Below are 19,612 nucleotides of genomic sequence, written 5' to 3'. Positions count from 1 at the left end.
CTGCGATAGCGGTCTGTCAGTCGATGCATTTGGCGACTGATACACCGCTATCGCAGGCAAGCCAGCTCCCACATTTTGATCTCGGTAGGACTTAAGGGGTTTTGACCAGCTTGACGGCCAGCACGTCGCACGGTGCACCGTGCAGTACGTCATTGGCGGTAGAGCCCAGCAACAGCGCCAAGCCATGACGGCCGTGGCTGCCGACCACGATCAGGTCGCAAGCCTTTTCCTTGGCCAGGTGGTGGATTTCCTGGCGCGGTTGGCCGTAAGTCAGGTGGCAGTCTTCCTTTTTCAGGTGCGGGTATTTGAGGATCAAACGGTCAAGGCGCTCTTTGGCCTGGTCGAATTGTTGTTGCTGCAACTGGGAAAGGTCCATCGGCACGTCCCCCCCAAAGGCCATGGCCATGGGCTCGACGATATGCACCAGCGACAGTATGGCGCCATTGGCGATTGCAGATTCCTGCGCGCGCTTGATCACTGGGTCGCACTCTTCGGTCAGGTCGACAGCGACCAGAATATGTTGGTAGGGCATGAGGCGTTCCTCCAGAGGGACTGCAATAAGTTCAGTATGGCTGCTTTCAAGCGGATGGGGTTGCGTCAGATCAAATCCGCTCATCTAGAAATTCGGGAGTACACATATGACGGTCTGGATAGTGGTGTCAATCCTTGTGGTGGTTCTGAGCCCCCTGGCATGGCTGCGCCCGTCGCGCCATCAGAGCGGGCGCATGGCCTTGCGCATGGAAGCCCGCCGCATCGGCCTGGCCATGCAATTGGCGCCCCAGGAGTGGCCGCACTGGCTCAAGCAGGAGCCGCCCAGCCCGTGCGCGCAGTACTGTCGGCCACGGCGGGGCAGCACGCCGGCGATCTGGAGTTACTGGCAACTGGAGCCGGGGGTGTGGGTCAACCAATGGCGCGAAGTCTGCGAGGACGAGAAGTTGTTGCCGCATTTTGCAACGCTGCCGGCCAACGTCTACAAGGTCGAGGCCGACAAGCAGATGATTGCCCTGTATTGGGGGGAGAAGGGCGAGGCGAGCGTGTTGAAGGACATCGATACCTTGCTCAAGGCCCTGGCCTGATACCCGACCCCGACGGCCACTGCCGACCCTGTAGGAGCCCGGCTTGCCGGCGATGACGTCCTGATGTCCTGTGCAATATTTGTGGGCCCAATCGCCGGCAAGCCGGGCTCCTACGAAGAGCGCGCCAGTCATGGCGAAACCGCGGGCAATAAAAAGCCCGACATCATCATCGGGCTGGAGTTGGCCAGGCAGGCCGGTAAATCTGTGTTTCACGCGTCGGATGTTCATCACGGCGCGCTACGGTTGCGGCTAGCCTAGCCGGATATCCCGTTCTGTACAGCCTTTTCCCACATCTTTTCCATTATTGATTTCGTGAATATTTGAATATTGACGAGGCGCGGGCCTATGGTTGGGGTTCTGAAATGACTGGAAAGTCGCGTTTTTCCTAGCCTTTGGAGCGATTGACAATTGCCCGGAATTGGATGAAGGTGGCGTACCCAAATCAAACGGGCGTATGAATTGAGCGTTTGTCTGTCAGACTGCTCATACAGAACCCCGACTATCGCATTGGCGGGTGTGCCTGGCGGATTGGCGTGAACATTGACCCAATCATCAATGTCCAACCAGAGGCCAGCGTCCAGTGTGTACTGTTCAGCTTCCATATCGTGGAGATCAGTTGATGATTTACGAAGGTAAAGCCATCACGGTTAAGGCTCTTGAAAGTGGCATCGTCGAATTGAAATTCGACCTCAAGGGTGAGTCCGTCAACAAGTTCAACCGTCTAACCCTGAATGAATTGCGTCAGGCCGTAGACACCATCAAAGCAGATGCTTCGGTCAAGGGCGTGATCGTCTCCAGCGGCAAGGACGTGTTCATCGTCGGCGCTGACATCACCGAATTCGTCGACAACTTCAAGCTGCCCGATGCCGAGCTGGTGGCTGGCAACCTCGAAGCCAACAAGATTTTCAGCGATTTCGAAGACCTCAACGTACCCACCGTCGCCGCGATCAACGGCATCGCGTTGGGTGGCGGCCTGGAAATGTGCCTGGCAGCCGACTTCCGCGTGATGTCCGCTACGGCCAAGATCGGCCTGCCTGAAGTCAAACTGGGCATCTACCCGGGTTTCGGCGGCACCGTGCGCCTGCCGCGCCTGATCGGTGCCGACAACGCCATCGAGTGGATTGCCGCCGGCAAGGAAAACAAAGCTGAAGACGCACTGAAGGTCGGTGCCGTCGACGCTGTGGTTGCTCCGGATAAACTGGCTGAAGCCGTACTGAACCTGATCAAGGGCGCCATCAGCGGCGAATTTGACTACAAGGCCAAGCGTCAGCCGAAGCTGGAAAAACTCAAGCTCAACGCCATCGAACAAATGATGTCGTTTGAAACCGCCAAAGGTTTCGTGGCAGGCCAGGCCGGCCCGAACTACCCGGCGCCGGTTGAAGCGATCAAGACCATCCAGAAAGCCGCGAACTTCGGTCGCGACAAAGCCCTGGAAGTGGAAGCCGCTGGCTTCGTCAAACTGGCGAAAACCTCCGCAGCCCAGAGCCTGATCGGCCTGTTCCTGAACGATCAGGAACTGAAGAAAAAGGCCAAGGCCTACGACGAAATCGCCCGCGACGTGAAACAGGCTGCCGTACTCGGCGCCGGTATCATGGGCGGCGGTATTGCCTACCAGTCGGCGTCCAAAGGCACGCCGATCCTGATGAAAGACATCAACGAGCACGGCATCGAGCAAGGCCTGGCGGAAGCCGCCAAGCTGCTGGTCGGCCGCGTGGACAAAGGTCGCATGACCGCCGCGAAGATGGCTGAAGTGCTCAACGGCATTCGTCCTACGCTGTCCTATGGCGATTTCGGCCACGTCGACCTGGTGGTCGAAGCGGTTGTCGAGAACCCGAAGGTCAAGCAGGCCGTACTGGCTGAAGTGGAAGCCCAGGTCAAAGATGACACCATCCTGGCCTCCAACACCTCGACCATTTCCATCTCGCTGCTGGCCAAGGCCCTCAAGCGTCCGGAAAACTTCGTCGGCATGCACTTCTTCAACCCGGTGCATATGATGCCGCTGGTGGAAGTGATCCGTGGCGAGAAGTCCAGTGAGCTGGCGGTTGCCACCACCGTTGCCTACGCCAAGAAAATGGGCAAGAACCCGATCGTGGTTAACGACTGCCCGGGCTTCCTGGTCAACCGCGTGCTGTTCCCGTACTTCGGCGGTTTCGCCAAGCTGGTCAGCGCCGGTGTGGACTTCGTGCGCATCGACAAGGTCATGGAAAAATTCGGCTGGCCAATGGGCCCGGCGTACCTGATGGACGTGGTCGGCATCGACACCGGTCACCATGGTCGCGACGTGATGGCTGAAGGCTTCCCGGACCGCATGAAAGACGACCGCCGTTCGGCGATTGACGCGCTGTACGAGGCCAAGCGCCTGGGCCAGAAGAACGGCAAGGGCTTTTACGCCTATGAGGCTGACAAGAAGGGCAAGCAGAAGAAAGTGGCCGATCCATCGGTTCACGAAGTACTTGCGCCTGTCATCTACGAGCAGCGTGAGGTGTCGGACGAAGACATCATCAACTGGATGATGATCGCCCTGTGCCTGGAAACCGTGCGCTGCCTGGAAGACGGCATCGTAGAAACCGCCGCCGAAGCCGATATGGGCCTGGTGTACGGTATTGGTTTCCCTCCATTCCGTGGTGGTGCGCTGCGTTACATCGATTCGATCGGTGTGGCCGAGTTCGTTGCCCTGGCTGATCAATACGCTGATTTGGGCCCGCTGTACCACCCGACCGCGAAGCTGCGTGAAATGGCCAAAAACGGCCAGAGCTTCTTCGGTTAAGCGCCCAAACGACTAGAGCGAGACTATTTATGAGCTTGAATCCAAGAGACGTCGTGATTGTGGACTTCGGTCGCACTCCGATGGGCCGCTCCAAGGGCGGCATGCACCGCAACACCCGCGCCGAAGACATGTCGGCGCACCTGATCAGCAAAGTGCTTGAGCGCAACACCAAGGTCGATCCTAACGAAGTCGAGGACGTGATCTGGGGCTGCGTCAACCAGACCCTGGAGCAGGGCTGGAACATCGCGCGCATGGCGTCGCTGATGACCCAGATCCCGCACACAGCTGCTGGCCAGACCGTCAGCCGCCTGTGCGGCTCGTCGATGAGCGCCCTGCACACCGCCGCCCAGGCGATCATGACCGGCAACGGTGATGTGTTCGTGGTCGGTGGCGTGGAACACATGGGCCACGTCAGCATGATGCACGGCGTCGATCCGAACCCGCACATGTCGCTGTACGCGGCAAAAGCCTCGGGCATGATGGGCCTGACCGCGGAAATGCTCGGCAAGATGCACGGCATCACCCGCGAAGCCCAGGATGCGTTCGGCCTGCGTTCCCACCAGCTCGCCCACAAGGCGACCGTGGAAGGCAAGTTCAAGGATGAAATCATCCCGATGAACGGCTATGACGAGAACGGCTTCCTGAAATTGTTCGACTACGACGAAACCATTCGTCCGGACACCACCCTGGAAAGCCTGGCGGCCTTGAAGCCAGCGTTCAATCCAAAGGGCGGCACCGTGACAGCCGGTACTTCGTCGCAAATCACCGACGGTGCCTCGTGCATGATCGTGATGTCGGCGCAGCGTGCCCAGGACCTGGGTATCCAGCCGCTGGCCGTGATCCGTTCGATGGCCGTGGCGGGTGTGGACCCGGCGATCATGGGCTATGGTCCAGTACCGGCCACACAAAAAGCCTTGAAGCGCGCAGGCCTGACCATCAACGACATCGACTTCTTCGAGCTCAACGAAGCTTTCGCCGCACAGGCCCTGCCCGTGCTGAAAGATTTGAAAGTGCTCGACAAGATGAATGAGAAGGTTAACCTGCACGGCGGTGCAATTGCCCTGGGCCACCCATTCGGTTGCTCCGGTGCGCGGATTTCTGGCACTTTGCTTAACGTGATGAAGCAAAATGGCGGCAACCTCGGGGTTGCAACCATGTGCATTGGTCTCGGCCAAGGCATTTCCACCGTCTTCGAACGCGTCTAAGCGTTAGGTTGACGGAAGCCGGGGCCCAGTGCCCCGGTTTTTGTTTTTTGGCGGTTTTGTATTTTTTTTTAAACAAATTTTGTAAGAGGGCCAGAGCATGAAAGTCGAACCAGGGCTCTACCAGCATTATAAAGGTCCGCAGTACCGTGTTTTCAGTGTGGCGCGGCATTCCGAGACCGAAGAAGAAGTGGTGTTCTACCAAGCACTGTATGGCGATTACGGCTTTTGGGTGCGCCCATTGAGCATGTTTGTGGAGACCGTCGAAGTTGACGGCGAGCAAGTCCCGCGCTTTGCTTTGGTGCAGGCCGAACCCAGTCTTTTTTCAGGGCAATAACGGCACGTCGCGCAGAATGCTGCGCTTGACCTCACCTTGTTGCCACTATATATAGCGTTGCCGCGACAGGCGCCAACTGCCTTTCACTTCTCGAATTCAGGAATTTTCCGATCCATGGGCAAATCGCTGGTCATTGTGGAATCCCCGGCTAAGGCCAAGACCATCAACAAGTACTTGGGCAACGAGTACGTGGTGAAGTCGAGTATCGGCCATATCCGAGACCTGCCCACCAGCGGTTCGGCTAGCGCCAGCAAGGAGCCAGCCGCGAAGCGCGGCAAGGCGGCTGCGGGCGAAGGTCCGGTGCTCACCCCTAAAGAGAAAGCGCGCAAGCAGCTGGTCTCGCGCATGGGTGTGGACCCGGATCATGGCTGGAAGGCCAAGTACGAGATCCTTCCGGGCAAGGAAAAGGTCATCGAAGAGCTGCGCCGGCTCGCCAAGGATGCCGACACCATCTATCTCGCAACGGACTTGGACCGCGAAGGGGAAGCCATTGCCTGGCACCTGCGGGAAGCCATCGGCGGTGATGACAGCCGCTACAAGCGTGTGGTGTTCAACGAAATCACCAAGAAAGCCATTCAGGAAGCCTTCTCCAAGCCGGGCGAACTGGACATCGACCGCGTCAACGCCCAGCAGGCCCGTCGTTTCCTCGACCGCGTCGTGGGCTACATGGTTTCGCCACTGCTGTGGGCCAAGATCGCCCGTGGCTTGTCGGCCGGCCGTGTGCAATCGGTTGCCGTGAAGCTGGTGGTGGAGCGGGAGCGCGAGATTCGTGCGTTCATCCCTGAAGAATACTGGGAAGTCCATGCTGACCTCGGCACCGCCAAGGGCGCCAACGTGCGCTTTGAAGTGGCCCGCGAAAAAGGCGAGGCCTTCAAGCCGCTGAACGAAGCCCAGGCCATGGCCGCGCTGGAAAAGCTCAAGGCGTCCAGCTACAGCATCGTCAAGCGCGAAGATAAACCGACCAGCAGCAAGCCGTCGGCGCCGTTCATCACCTCCACCCTGCAGCAGGCCGCGAGTAACCGCCTGGGCTTCGGCGTGAAGAAAACCATGATGATGGCCCAGCGCTTGTACGAGGCCGGCTACATCACGTATATGCGTACTGACTCCACCAACCTGTCGGTGGACGCGGTCGCGATGGCGCGTACTTATATTGAAGGCGAGTTCGGCAAGAAGTACCTGCCGGAGAGCCCGAACGTCTACAGCAGTAAGGAAGGCGCACAGGAGGCTCACGAAGCGATCCGTCCTTCCGACGCCAACACCACGCCTGCCAAGCTGAGCGGCATGGAGCGTGACGCTGAGCGCCTCTACGAGCTGATCTGGCGCCAGTTCCTGGCCTGCCAGATGCTGCCGGCGCAATACTTGTCCACCACGGTTACCGTGGCGGCCTCCGACTTCGAGCTGCGCGCCAAGGGCCGTATCCTCAAGTTCGACGGCTACACCCGCGTGATGCCGCAGATCGCCAAGCCTGGCGATGACGACGTGCTGCCGGACATGGCCCAGGGCGATGTGTTGAAGCTGATCAAGCTTGATCCGTCCCAGCACTTCACCAAGCCACCGGCGCGTTACTCGGAAGCCAGCCTGGTCAAAGAGATGGAAAAGCGCGGTATTGGTCGTCCTTCGACCTATGCGGCCATCATCTCCACCATCCAGGACCGTGGCTACGTGGCGCTGCACAACCGTCGTTTCTACTCGGAAAAGATGGGCGACATCGTCACCGAGCGACTGTCCGAGAGCTTCTCCAACCTGATGGACTACGGCTTCACGGCCGGCATGGAAGAGAACCTCGATGACGTGGCTCAGGGCGAACGCGACTGGAAAAACGTACTGGACGAGTTCTACGGTGACTTCAAGAAGAAACTCGAAGTAGCCGAAAGCCCGGACAGCGGCATGCGCGCCAACCAGCCGGTGATGACTGACATCCCGTGCCAGACCTGCGGCCGTCCGATGCAGATCCGTACCGCCTCCACTGGCGTGTTCCTCGGCTGCTCGGGCTACAGCCTGCCGCCGAAAGAGCGTTGCAAGGCCACCGTCAACCTGGTGCCGGGCGATGAAATCGCCGCCGATGACGAGGGTGAATCCGAGTCGCTGGTACTGCGTGGCAAGCACCGTTGCCCGATCTGCAGCACGGCGATGGATGCCTACCTGCTGGATGAAAAGCACAAGCTGCACATCTGCGGTAACAACCCGGACTGCAACGGCTACGAGATCGAAGAGGGCACCTACCGCATCAAGGGCTATGAAGGCCCGAGCCTGGAGTGCGACAAGTGCGGCAGCGAGATGCAGCTCAAGACCGGCCGCTTCGGCAAGTTCTTCGGTTGCACCAACCCGACGTGCAAGAACACCCGCAAGCTGCTCAAAAGCGGCGATGCGGCGCCGCCGAAGATGGACCCGGTGAAGATGCCTGAGCTCAAGTGCGAGAAGGTCAACGACACCTACATCCTGCGTGACGGTGCTTCGGGGCTGTTCCTGGCTGCCAGCCAGTTCCCGAAAAATCGCGAGACCCGTGCGCCGCTGGTGCTGGAGATCGTTCCGCACAAGGATGAGATCGATCCGAAGTACCACTTCCTGTGCGAAGCGCCGAAGAAGGATCCCGATGGTCGTCCGGCCGTGATCCGCTACAGCCGCAAGACCAAGGAGCAATACGTGCAGACCGAAGTGGACGGCAAGCCTACGGGCTGGAAAGCGTTCTACGACGGAGGCAAGTGGAAGGTCGAGGACAAGCGCCAGGGCGCTTGATCGACTAGTCTGCGAAATACAAAGGCCGCCTGCATAGGCGGCCTTTTTTTGGTGAAGCGAGCGTGCTGGTGAAAATCGTTAACGATGACGTGGGAAGCCTGATACATAATGGCGCTCTCAGGTTTTTCGCGAGCAAGGGCTAGGCGCCCCCCTTGTTCCTACAAAGCCAGCATCACGCCTATTCGTTGTGGAGATTGCCGTCATGGCCAACGAACTCTATACCCGTACCAATCAGAAAATTTACTTCGCGGGTTTGTCCCTGGAAGCCCTTGGCCGCGCCGAGGAAGGGAAAGAGATGAACGCCATCGCGCTGGTCCAGGCGGGGCGTGAAGCGGCCTTGTTTCACCTGTACGGCGCCTTGCTGGGCCTATGCCATGAAATCGCCGGGTTCTACCGCTTGCCTCAGGCCGGTTCGCCCCGTGCAGAGATGATCATGAATTGCGAAGTGCTGGACACGATGGCGATTCCCGAGCTGGCCGAATTGGTGGAAATGGCTCAAAGCCCTGACAGTTGGGTCGCGCGTTTGCTCAAGGCTCATGCGGATATGTTCCAGCCGCCGCGTATTCCTCATGTGCCGAAGGGCGACGTGACGCAGCCATTGATCGTCGCGGTGGCCGTGGAAGAGGCAGAGCCCAAGCCATTGAGCCGGGCAGAGTTGGAGAGCTGGCGTCAGGAATTGAAAAAGATGGCGCTGCGCTTTCGCGAAGGCCTTAACGAATGCTGATGATTGTGTAGGCGCCGGCTTGCCGGCGATGCGGACGCCTCGGTGTGTCAGGCACATCGCGCTGATGCCATCGCCAGCAAGCCAGCTCCTACGCGTTAACGACCATTCATCAAGCTGTAAAGAAACCTCTTCAGATCCTCAGCGGGGCCGGGTGGATGACTGATATAATCCCGGCCTTTCGTGGAGAACAGACTTTTATGCCGACGTCCTTTCTGGAAATTGTTGAGTTGCCTGACGGCCGAATCGAGCTGCGCCGGGCAGAGGACGAGGGTTCTCTGGTTATTCTGGATTTTTCCGAGGACGCCAAAGCGTTCCTGCAAGGCCAGCACGTGGAAGTGGCGAAAGCCATGTTGAGCGTGGGTGTGCAGATGGCCGGTCGTTTGGCCGAAGGCGAACCGGAAAAAGAAGAGGGGCCGCGGGTTCTGCACTAAACCCTGTGAAGACGCCGTCTATGATTGCGCGATTTTTGTAGTGAGCGGGCTTGCCCGCGCTGGGCTGCGAAGCAGCCCCAAACCAGGCACCGCGTAATTTCTGATATACCGCTTTAGTCAATTTAGGGCTGCTTCGCAACCCAGCGCGGGCAAGCCCGCTCACTACAGAAGCCCAGCGCAGGCTTGGCTACCCTGTTTACCCCAACCGAATATTCAAACTCTGCGCATCACCCGTGCGTGCAGCACTGATCAGCTGTTGCTTGGCCGCAGCATTCAGCGGGTTCAACCAGCTTACCACCGTGTGGCTACGCCCCAGGCGCAAGGCCTCGCACGTCAATTGTTGAGCGCTCTGCGTGCCGCGGGGTTGCAGCAGCAGGATACGCTCACGATTGAGGCCTGCGTCCCGCAACCAAGCCTGGGTCAGGCTGGCCGGTGGGGCGATCAGCGTCAGCCAGCGAGCATCCTGCTCTTCGCTCAATTCACGCAGGACTGGCGCCAGCAGGCTCAGGCAGCTCCCGGCCGTACCGCGCAACGACAATTCACTGAACGCCTCAGGCTCGGCGCTCCAGGGCGCTTCGACCGTTTCCTTGAGGATGGGCGCAAGGGGTTGGGCCATGAAGGCCTCGAACAGCGACAGTTGTGTGTGTTGTGGGGTATGGACGAGCTGCATGGTGCCTCCTTTAGCGGCGAATGACGCCGACGCTCAAGCCTTCGATCACCAGGTCCTGATCTTTCAGGTTCACTTCAATCGGGGCGAACTCAGGGTTCTCGGCCAACAGCCAGACCTTGCTGCCTTCACGCTTGAAGCGCTTGACGGTGACTTCATCACCGATACGGGCAACGACGATCTGGCCATTACGGGCTTCGCGGGTGGTATGGACGGCAAGCAGGTCGCCATCGAAAATGCCCACGTCCTTCATGCTCATGCCGTGGACCCGCAACAGGTAGTCGGCGCGAGGATGGAAGAAGGTCGGGTTGATGTTGCATGACTCTTCGACGTGCTGTTGCGCCAGGATCGGCGCACCGGCCGCGACGCGACCGATGATCGGCAGTGTCGATTCGTCGGCCTTGGCTTCGAAACCAGGGATGCGGATACCGCGTGAAGCCCCCGGGGTCATCTCGATCGCGCCTTTACGGGCGAGGGCCTTGAGGTGTTCCTCGGCGGCGTTGGGGGATTTGAACCCCAGTTCCAGCGCAATTTCCGCTCGTGTCGGCGGATAGCCGTTGTCATCGAGGCAGCGCTTGATAAAAGCCAGAATCTCAGCTTGGCGTGGCGTCAGTTTTAGCATGTTGATCGCTCTGTCTTTTTATACAGTGACTGGGATTATATACAGTGAACTGCGCTTGGCAATCATCCTTTTCCAGCACTCCGCTGGACGGTCATTCGTCACCCTTCCTACAAGGCAGGGATAGCGCTGCCTACAGACCTCGATGGATGTGATTAAATAGCGATGAAATAGATGACTGCCCGGCCGGAAAACGGACCCTCAGGGTTGACAAGACACAACCTGAAACGTATGTTTCAAACAAGTGTTTGTCAGGCGGAGTAGCCATGGCCCAGTCGGAAACCGTTGAACGCATTCTCGATGCTGCCGAGCAATTGTTCGCGGAAAAAGGATTTGCTGAAACTTCATTGCGGCTGATCACCAGCAAGGCCGGGGTCAACCTCGCCGCAGTGAACTACCATTTCGGCTCGAAAAAAGCCCTGATCCAGGCGGTATTCTCGCGCTTCCTGGGGCCTTTCTGCGCCAGCCTCGACCGTGAGCTGGAGCGTCGCCAGACCAAGCCCGACAACAAGCCAAGCCTGGAAGACCTGCTGGAAATGCTGGTCGAACAAGCCTTGGTGGTTCAGCCGCGCAGCGGTAACGACCTGTCGATATTCATGCGTCTGTTGGGCCTTGCGTTCAGCCAGAGCCAGGGGCACTTGCGCCGTTACCTGGAAGACATGTACGGCAAGGTTTTCCGCCGCTACATGCTGCTGGTCAACGAAGCCGCGCCGCGTATCCCTCCGATCGAGTTGTTCTGGCGCGTGCACTTCATGCTGGGCGCCGCGGCCTTCAGCATGTCCGGGATCAAGGCGCTGCGTGCGATTGCCGAGACCGATTTCGGCGTCAACACCTCCATCGAGCAGGTCATGCGCCTGATGGTGCCGTTTCTCGCGGCCGGCATGCGTGCCGAAACCGGCGTCACCGACCCGGCCATGGCCGCTGCCCAGCTGCGCCCACGCAGCAAATCGACACCGACTGTCGCCAAGGCGTGACCCTCCCGGGTGTGCGCGGCCGCTTGCATCCGCTAAGCTAGCTGCCCATGCCGAATTCAGCTATTTACTCGCAACCCGCGGTTCTCACTGAGCCCTCATTGTTAATGGGGTCAGGTGAGGGCAGCGGGTTGTGTGCGTTATTTAAGGAAGGTTTATGACTGCTGCCCTGCAAGGTTCATTGATGGTTGACGTTGCCGGCACCTGGCTGACGGCCGAGGATCGCCACCTGTTGCGCCAGCCGGAAGTGGGCGGGCTGATCATTTTTGCGCGCAATATCGAACACCCGCGCCAGGTGCGGGAACTGAGCGCGGCCATTCGTGCAGTGCGCCCGGACCTGCTGCTGGCGGTCGATCAGGAAGGCGGCCGTGTGCAGCGCCTGCGCCAGGGGTTCGTGCGTCTGCCGGCCATGCGCGCACTCGCAGATAACCCCAACGCTGAATATCTGGCCGAGCAGTGTGGCTGGATCATGGCGACCGAAGTGCTGGCTGTCGGCCTGGACTTGAGTTTCGCCCCCGTGCTTGACCTGGACTACCAGCGCAGCGCCGTGGTGGGCACCCGTTCCTTTGAAGGCGACCCGGAACGCGCAGCGCTGCTGGCTGGCGCGTTCATTCGCGGCATGAACAGCGCCGGCATGGCCGCCACCGGCAAACACTTCCCGGGCCATGGCTGGGCCGAGGCCGATTCCCACGTGGCCATTCCCAATGACGAGCGCAGCCTGGAGGAAATTCGTGCGAATGACCTGGTGCCTTTCGCACGCCTGAGTCAGCAGCTGGCGGCCGTAATGCCGGCTCACGTCATCTATCCGCAGGTTGATGCGCAACCGGCTGGCTTCTCGCGCCGCTGGCTGCAGGACATCCTGCGGGGTGAGTTGCAGTTTGATGGGGTGATTTTCAGCGATGACCTGTCCATGGCAGGGGCGCATGTGGTGGGCGACGCAGCTAGCCGGATTGAGGCAGCGTTGACGGCGGGTTGTGACATGGGGCTGGTGTGCAACGACCGTGCGGCGGCCGAATTGGCGTTGAGCGCGGCGCAGCGCATGAAGGTCACGCCATCTGCACGTATTGCGCGGATGCGGGGGCAGGCGATTGCTTCGACGGATTACAAACAGGATCCGCGCTGGTTGGCGGCGTTGACGGCGTTGCGGGATGCGCAGTTGATCGATTGAGACCGTGGTGCGCCTATCGCCGGCAAGCCGGCTCCTACAGGGGAATGCGTTCCAAATGTAGGAGCTGGCTTGCCGGCGATAGCAATCTACCTGTCAGCGCTTTTCTTGCTTATTGGGCAACGGCGCAAACAACGCCTCAATATCCTCATTGCCCAACTGCCAGTCCCCGGTCGTACGCCCATCCAGCACGCCCGCCGCCAAATCGGACTTTTCCTTCTGCAGGTGCTGGATTTTCTCCTCCACCGTGCCCCGGGCAATCATCTTGTAGACGAACACCGGTTTCTCCTGACCAATGCGATACGCCCGGTCAGTCGCCTGGTTTTCCGTGGCGGGGTTCCACCAGGGGTCGTAGTGGATCACCGTGTCGGCTTCGGTCAGGTTCAAGCCCACGCCGCCGGCCTTCAGGCTGATCAGAAAAATCTGCAGCTTGCCGCTCTGGAAGTCCTTCACCGGCGTGCGACGATCCCGGGTCTGGCCCGTCAGGAGTGCGTAGGCCACGCCACGTTTTTTCAGCTCGGCTTCGATCAGGCTCAGCATTGAGGTGAACTGGGAAAACAGCAGGATTCGCCGACCTTCCGCAAACAACTCCTCAAGCATTTCCATCAAGCTGTCGAGCTTGCCCGAGCTGCTGCCACGGGCGGGCAGGGTGGCATCGTTGACCAGCCGCAAGTCGCAGCACACCTGACGCAACTTCAGCAGCGCCTCAAGAATGATGATCTGGCTGCGTGCCACACCCTTGCGGGTGATCTCGTCGCGCACCTTCTTGTCCATGGCCAGGCGCATGGTTTCATACACATCGCGCTGGGCTTCGTTGAGGTCGACCCAGTGGATGATTTCGGTCTTGGGCGGCAGCTCAGTGGCCACTTGTTCCTTGGTGCGGCGCAACAGGAACGGCTTGATCCGACCGTTCAGGTGCTGCAATCGCACATCACTGGCGCGTTTTTCGATTGGCACGCGGTAATCGCGGTTGAAGCTTTTCACGTCGCCCAGCCAGCCCGGCAGCAGGAAGTGAAACAGCGACCACAGCTCACCCAAGTGGTTTTCCAGTGGCGTGCCGCTCAGGCACAAACGCTGTCGCGCATTCAGCTCGCGCGCCGCCTGGGCCGCCTTACTGGATGGGTTCTTGATGTACTGGGCTTCGTCGAGTATCAGCACATGTAAGGGCAGGGCAGCGAGCTGTTCGATGTCCTTGGGCAGCAGCGCGTAGGTGGTCAATAGCAGGTCGTAATCCTGCAGGTTGGCGAAATGTTTCTTGCGCCCGGCGCCATACAACGCCAGCACCTTGAGTTGCGGGGTGAAGTGCGCCGCTTCGTCGAGCCAGTTGGGAATCAGGCTGGTAGGCATCACCACCATGCAGGGGCGGTCGAGGCGCCCAGCGGCTTTCTCGGTGAGAATATGCGCCAGGGTTTGCAGGGTTTTACCCAGGCCCATGTCATCCGCAAGAATCCCGCCAACGTCCAACTGGCGCAGTGACTGCATCCAGCTCAAGCCTTCCAGCTGGTAGGGGCGCAAGGTGGCGTTCAAGCCTTCGGGCGCCACGCAGGTGAAGTCCCGGATATCCCGCAGGCGCTGGGCAAAGTTGCGGATCTTCTCGCCGCCTTCCCATTGCAGGGGTAGGTCTTCCAGCGGGTTCAGTCGGATCGCGTCGGCCTTGGCCAGCCGCAAAGCCGTGGTACCCGATTCCTGCAGGTAAAATTCGCCGAGGGTCGCCAGTACCGGTTTCAAACGGCCGTAGGGCAACGCGACCTGTATCGGACCGTGACCGTTGGGCAGGCCCGGTATGTTCACCAGGATCAGCTCGTCATCGCGGCGTCGTGCCAGTTTCTCGGGGTTGAGGATCTCGGTATGGGAGCGCATCAGGTTCAGCAAGATCGGCAACAGGCTCAGCCGCTCGCCGTTGACGATGATCCCCAGTTCCAGGTCGAACCAGTCGCGCTCCGGCCCATCATCGACCGTGGCGTACCAGTCATCGACGGCGCTCAGGTCGAAACCGAAGTCCTCGTCGATCTGCAGCTCCCAACCCTCGGCGCGTAAACCCGGCGAGGCATTGAGCGTGAAGTTCAGCCAGGCACTGTCATTGACCATCTCGAACAGCTCGCCGGCGCTTTCCGGCAGGGCTTTGCTCTGGCGCGTGGCGATCTTGAACCCCAGTAGGCGCAGCTGTTCGCGATAGGGTTGTTCCAGTTCGGGATGGCGCTTGATGCGCAGGCTCTGGGTTTCCTGGCGCACAATGATGTCGGCATTTTTCTGCCCGCTGACATAGTTGTCCAGGTAATTGAACGACAGCGCTGCTCGGTGCTGGATATAGCGCTGCATCTTGCCGTTGCGCGGTTCAAACGCGCTGAACTCGACACTGGCCATCCACAGGCGCGGCACCGGCAGCACGTCCTCCATCACTACTTGCGGCAGTACCACGCGGTTATCCAGCACCGCCTGGAGTTTCTCCAGCAGCTCGGCATCCTGGGCGGCGGCCGGGTAGGCCAGGGTTTCCTGGACCTTGAGCAGCACCGCGGCGATGTGTTTGCAGTTGGTGTGCACCGGGCAGGTACAGCGGCTGTCCACCAGAATCAAGGTGCCCTTGGCCGACTCACGCAGTGAGATGGTCTGCCGATACACGTTGCCGCCCGAGCCTTCGCAACTGGCAACGATGGTGCTGTCACCGGACTCGACGATGCGCACCCGGTTTTCCAGAGCATAGCGCCGGCCACGCTCAAGGCTTTGCTCTTTAAAGCGATTGGCCCACGAAGGGGCCAGGGGTTTGGTCAAGGACGACGTCAGGGGCATGGTGCTGGATCAGTCCTGAATGTCGGGCGGGGGGGCGCTGGGCGGTTTGGCGGTGAGCGAAGTGATCTTGATCAGCAGCGCCAGGTGGCCGCCATCCAGGTAATTGAGCTGGTTGTTCTTGGTGCGCACGTCTTTCTGGCTCAGGTGTTCGCTGGTGACCACGCTGCCGTTGCTGTCGAACTGATTGATCCAGAAGTCGGCATCGATATCGGTAAAGCGGCCCAATTGCAGGCTCAATACCCCTTCGAGCGGGAACTGGCCGAACTGCTCCGCGCCGTCGGTGATCGCGACCTTCACCGGCTGGTCGCCCAGGTTCTGTTCCCAGGCCTTGTGCGCCAGCACGGTATAGCTGTTGTCGGCACTGAGCTTGTCGACAATGTTGTTCAGGCGCGGCGGGCTCATTTTATCGGTGCCCAGGCGCGCTGCGCCGGCATCCCAGTTTTCCGGCGCGGCACGGCTGTTGATCACCGGCTCTGCGTTCTGGCGCACCAGGATCATTTCCACCTGGTACGGGCTGTCGGCAAAGGCCGCCGGCGCCACGACCACCAACAACAGGCTCAACATGCGGAACAGGCGCATTGGGGCGTCCTTCAAGCAGATTTCGGGATGAGGCGCTCGAACAGCGCCTCCAATGTATTAAAGCGTTCTTCGGCGCGTTCCATCGGCACCATGAACTTGAACAGCGTAGCCCCTTCGAACTTGTAGCGGTTGGGCTGGCCCTGGATCAGTTTGATCAGTACCAGTGGGTCCACCGGCGTCTGCGCTTCAAACTCGATGCGCCCGCCTTGCGGCCCGGCGTCGACTTTCTTGATGCCAAGCTGCTCAGCCTGCAATTTGAGCAGGGTCAGGCGCACCAGGTTCTTGGTCGGTTCCGGCAACAGGCCGAAACGGTCGATCATTTCCACCTGCAGATCCTTGAGGCCTTCTTCGTCGGTGGCCGAAGCGATGCGCTTGTACAGGATCAACCGCGCATGCACATCCGGCAGGTAGTCTTCGGGGATCAGCGCGGGCAGGCGCAGGTTGATTTCCGGACCGCCACCCAGCGGTTGATCGAGGTTCGGTTGCTCGCCCTTGCGGATGGCTTTCACCGCGCGCTCAAGCATTTCCATATAAAGGGTGAACCCCACCGCCTGGATCTGCCCGCTCTGGCCGTCGCCCAGCAGTTCGCCGGCACCCCGGATCTCCAGGTCGTTGGTGGCCAGCACAAAGCCGGCGCCCAGGTCCTGGGTGTTGGCGATGGCTTCCAGGCGTTTCTCGGCGTCGCCGGTGATCTGTTGGCGCGGCGGCGTCAGCAGGTAGGCGTAGGCCTGGTGGTGACTGCGCCCGACGCGGCCACGCAGCTGATGAAGTTGTGCCAGGCCGAACTTGTCAGCGCGCTCGATGATGATGGTGTTGGCGCTCGGCACGTCGATGCCGGTCTCGATGATGGTCGAGGCGATCAGCACGTTGAAGCGCTTGTGGTAGAAGTCGCTCATCACCTGCTCGAGTTCGCGCTCGCGCATCTGCCCGTGGCCAATGGCGATACGTGCCTCCGGCACCAACTCGGCAAGGTCGGCGGCGCATTTCTCGATGGTCTTCACGTCGTTGTGCAGGTAGTACACCTGCCCGCCGCGCAGCAGTTCACGCAGCAGCGCTTCCTTGACCGTGCTTTTGTTCTGCTCCATCACAAACGTGCGCACCGACAGGCGGCGCGCCGGCGGCGTGGCGATGATCGACAGGTCGCGCATGCCCGACACCGCCATGTTCAGCGTGCGTGGAATCGGTGTGGCGGTGAGGGTGAGGATGTCGACTTCGCTGCGCAGGGCCTTGAGCTGTTCCTTCTGGCGCACGCCGAAGCGGTGTTCTTCGTCGATGATCACCAGGCCCAGGTTCTTGATCTTCACATCATCGGACAGCAGCTTGTGGGTGCCGATCACGATGTCGATCTTGCCCTCGGCCAAATCAGCGACCGCAGCATTCACTTCCTTGGCCGACTTGAAGCGGCTCATCACTTCCACGGTCACCGGCCAGTCGGCGAAGCGGTCGCGGAAGCTGTTGTAGTGCTGTTGGGCGAGCAAGGTGGTGGGCACCAGGATCGCCACCTGCTTGCCACCGTGTACCGCGATGAAGGCCGCGCGCATGGCCACTTCGGTCTTGCCGAAGCCCACGTCGCCGCACACCAGGCGGTCCATCGGCTTGGGCGCGAGCATGTCGGCGCGCACCGCTTCGATGGTGGTTTGCTGGTCCGGAGTTTCTTCGAAGGCAAAGCCTGCGCTGAAAGTGGCGTAGTCGGCCTTCGGGTCGGCGAACGCATAACCTTCGCGGGCGGCGCGGCGTGCGTAGATGTCGAGCAGTTCGGCGGCCACATCGCGCACCTGTTCGGCGGCCTTGCGCTTGGCTTTCTGCCAGGTCTCGGAACCCAGGCGGTGCAACGGCGCCAGCGCGTCGTCGCTGCCGGTGTAGCGCGCAATCAAATGCAGGTTGGCCACCGGCACGTAGAGCTTGGCGCCCTCGGCGTATTCCATGGTGAGGAATTCGGCCGCCTGGTTATCGATTTCCAGCGTCTGCAGGCCCAGGTAGCGGCCCACGCCGTGGTCGATGTGCACCACCGGTGCGCCTTCGCGCAGCTCGGTGAGGTTCTTGATCACCGCGTCGTTGTTGGCGTCGGCGCGTTTTTCGCGGCGACGGCGCTGCATCACGCGCTGGCCGAACAACGGGCTCTCGGCGATCAAGGCCAGGGCAGGGTCGTCCAGCAGCAAGCCTTCATCCAGCGGCGCGATGGTGATCGCCAGGCGGTCTTTGCTTTTTACAAAGTCGGGCCAGCTGTCGACGGTTTTCGGCCGCAGCTTCAGGCGTTCGAGCAACTCCAGCAGCACTTCGCGGCGGCCGGCGGATTCGGCGGTGAACAGCACGCGGCCAGGGAAGTCACCGAGGAAATTGGACAGCGCTTCCAGCGGCTGGTTGGCCTTGGCCTGGATGGCCAGGTCCGGCAGCGTTTGCGCGGGGAAGCGCTCGCGGCCGGCGCCACTTTCCACGTCCTGCTGACTGGCGACCACGCGCGGCCAGCTTTTCAGGCGGGCGAAGCAGTCTTCTACCGGCAGGAACAGCTCGGCCGGCGGCAATAAAGGACGGGACGGATCGACACGGCGCTCTTCATAGCGGTTACGCACGTCGTTCCAGAAGTTTTCCGCCGCCTGCTCGATGCCCGGGAGCGAGAACACCTGGGTGTCGTGGGGCAGGTAATCGAACAGGGTGGAGGTTTCATCGAAGAACAGCGGCAAGTAGTACTCGATACCGGCCGGTGTAATCCCGCTGCTTAAATCCTGGAAGATCGGGCAGCGGCGGAAGTCCACGTCGAAACGTTCACGAAAGCGCGCCTTGAAGCGGGTGACCGCGTCTTTTTGCAGCGGGAATTCCCGCGCCGGCAACAGCTTGACCGACTCCACCTTGTCGATGGAACGTTGGTTCTCGGGGTCGAAGGTGCGCAGGGTCTCGATTTCGTCATCGAACAGGTCGATGCGGTAGGGCAGTTTGCTGCCCATCGGGAACAGGTCGATCAGCGCGCCACGCACGGCGAACTCACCGTGTTCGTACACCGTGTCGACGCAGCGGTAGCCACTGGCTTCCAGGCGCGTGCGCATTTGCTCCACATCAAGTTTCTGGCCGACATCCAGCACCAGGCTGCTGCCCAGCAGGAACTTGGTCGGCGCCAGGCGGTGCAGCGCGGTGGTGATCGGCACCACCAGCACGCCGTGGGCCAGTTCCGGCAGGCGGTACAGGCTGGCGATGCGCTGGGAAATGATGTCCTGGTGCGGCGAGAACAGATCGTAGGGCAGGGTTTCCCAGTCGGGGAAATGCAGCACCGGCAAATCGGGGGCGAAGAAGCTCAGCTCCTGCTCCAGCCGTTCGGCACTCTGGCTGTCGGCGGTGAGCAGCAGGGTAAAGCGCTTGGCTGCGCTGGCAGCCTCGGCAATGGCCAGGCTCAGGGCGGCACCGGGCAGGTTGCCCCAGTGCTGTTTGCCTGCCGCAGCAGGGAGAAGCGGTAGACGCAGGACGGGCACGGAAGGTTGAGCTCCAAGCGTTGCGACAAAGTCGGTAATTGTAACGGTCCGAGGCGCCGTCTGTCAGTTGCTGACTGAGCCTATTACGGT

Annotated in this window: 15 protein-coding genes; 9 read left to right on the top strand and 6 right to left on the bottom strand. The window is 60.5% G+C overall.

Features of this window, described 5'->3' with window-relative positions:
* Positions 1–91 precede the first annotated feature (91 nt).
* On the bottom strand, positions 92–532 hold the full coding sequence (locus AC07OV_RS02930; protein WP_176995335.1) for a universal stress protein: 441 nt from the start codon (positions 530–532) through the stop codon (positions 92–94).
* Positions 533–638: 106 nt separating this feature from the next.
* Here AC07OV_RS02930 and AC07OV_RS02925 point away from each other — a divergent pair, with 106 nt between their 5' ends.
* The 7 genes from AC07OV_RS02925 to AC07OV_RS02895 all read left to right on the top strand — a co-directional run bounded on the left by AC07OV_RS02925 (position 639) and on the right by AC07OV_RS02895 (position 9,273).
* Complete coding sequence (locus tag AC07OV_RS02925; protein ID WP_176995336.1) at positions 639–1,076, top strand: hypothetical protein; 438 nt, start codon at positions 639–641, stop codon at positions 1,074–1,076.
* A gap of 619 nt (positions 1,077–1,695) precedes the next feature.
* Positions 1,696–3,843 (top strand): fatty acid oxidation complex subunit alpha FadB, encoded by a 2,148-nt coding sequence (gene fadB, locus AC07OV_RS02920; protein ID WP_495091489.1) that lies wholly within the window; start codon positions 1,696–1,698, stop codon positions 3,841–3,843.
* 29 nt (positions 3,844–3,872) lie between these two features.
* Positions 3,873–5,048 (top strand): acetyl-CoA C-acyltransferase FadA, encoded by a 1,176-nt coding sequence (fadA, locus tag AC07OV_RS02915; RefSeq protein WP_016971415.1) that lies wholly within the window; start codon positions 3,873–3,875, stop codon positions 5,046–5,048.
* A gap of 97 nt (positions 5,049–5,145) precedes the next feature.
* Positions 5,146–5,382 carry a DUF1653 domain-containing protein gene (locus tag AC07OV_RS02910; protein WP_028619417.1) on the top strand — a complete coding sequence of 79 codons (237 nt, stop codon included), beginning with the start codon at positions 5,146–5,148 and terminating at the stop codon, positions 5,380–5,382.
* 114 nt (positions 5,383–5,496) lie between these two features.
* On the top strand, positions 5,497–8,118 hold the full coding sequence (gene topA, locus AC07OV_RS02905; protein WP_494998735.1) for a type I DNA topoisomerase: 2,622 nt from the start codon (positions 5,497–5,499) through the stop codon (positions 8,116–8,118).
* Between the two features lie 202 nt (positions 8,119–8,320).
* Positions 8,321–8,842, top strand: a complete 522-nt coding sequence (locus tag AC07OV_RS02900) for a DUF6586 family protein (protein WP_495091488.1) — start codon at positions 8,321–8,323, stop codon at positions 8,840–8,842.
* A 197-nt stretch (positions 8,843–9,039) separates the two neighbouring features.
* Positions 9,040–9,273 (top strand): hypothetical protein, encoded by a 234-nt coding sequence (locus tag AC07OV_RS02895; RefSeq protein ID WP_176995340.1) that lies wholly within the window; start codon positions 9,040–9,042, stop codon positions 9,271–9,273.
* A gap of 196 nt (positions 9,274–9,469) precedes the next feature.
* Here the strand turns inward: AC07OV_RS02895 and sulA are convergent, their stop codons facing one another.
* Together sulA and lexA are read right to left on the bottom strand one after the other, a co-directional pair.
* Entirely contained in the window at positions 9,470–9,943 is a 474-nt protein-coding gene (gene sulA, locus AC07OV_RS02890; RefSeq protein ID WP_176995341.1) for an SOS-induced cell division inhibitor SulA, read from the bottom strand.
* Between the two features lie 10 nt (positions 9,944–9,953).
* On the bottom strand, positions 9,954–10,562 hold the full coding sequence (gene lexA / locus AC07OV_RS02885; RefSeq protein ID WP_003172575.1) for a transcriptional repressor LexA: 609 nt from the start codon (positions 10,560–10,562) through the stop codon (positions 9,954–9,956).
* Between the two features lie 263 nt (positions 10,563–10,825).
* On the opposite strand from lexA, the gene AC07OV_RS02880 reads away from it, so the two are divergent.
* Both AC07OV_RS02880 and nagZ read left to right on the top strand, forming a co-directional pair.
* Complete coding sequence (locus AC07OV_RS02880) at positions 10,826–11,533, top strand: TetR/AcrR family transcriptional regulator (RefSeq protein ID WP_494998738.1); 708 nt, start codon at positions 10,826–10,828, stop codon at positions 11,531–11,533.
* Positions 11,534–11,687: 154 nt separating this feature from the next.
* Positions 11,688–12,698: a beta-N-acetylhexosaminidase gene (gene nagZ, locus AC07OV_RS02875; protein WP_495091487.1), complete on the top strand. Its 1,011-nt coding sequence runs from the start codon at positions 11,688–11,690 to the stop codon at positions 12,696–12,698.
* A gap of 93 nt (positions 12,699–12,791) precedes the next feature.
* Here the strand turns inward: nagZ and AC07OV_RS02870 are convergent, their stop codons facing one another.
* From AC07OV_RS02870 to mfd, 3 genes are read right to left on the bottom strand one after another with little or no spacing between them, the layout of a single operon-like run.
* On the bottom strand, positions 12,792–15,482 hold the full coding sequence (locus AC07OV_RS02870; protein WP_495091486.1) for a DEAD/DEAH box helicase: 2,691 nt from the start codon (positions 15,480–15,482) through the stop codon (positions 12,792–12,794).
* Positions 15,483–15,491: 9 nt separating this feature from the next.
* Entirely contained in the window at positions 15,492–16,061 is a 570-nt protein-coding gene (locus AC07OV_RS02865) for a CsiV family protein (protein ID WP_495091485.1), read from the bottom strand.
* 11 nt (positions 16,062–16,072) lie between these two features.
* Positions 16,073–19,522: a transcription-repair coupling factor gene (gene mfd, locus AC07OV_RS02860; protein ID WP_495091484.1), complete on the bottom strand. Its 3,450-nt coding sequence runs from the start codon at positions 19,520–19,522 to the stop codon at positions 16,073–16,075.
* Positions 19,523–19,612 lie beyond the last annotated feature (90 nt).

The organism is Pseudomonas sp. GW821-FHT09A09, assembly GCF_059418405.1.
The sequence above is the reverse complement of the archived record's forward strand: the minus strand, read 5'-3'. Positions and strand labels throughout refer to the sequence as shown.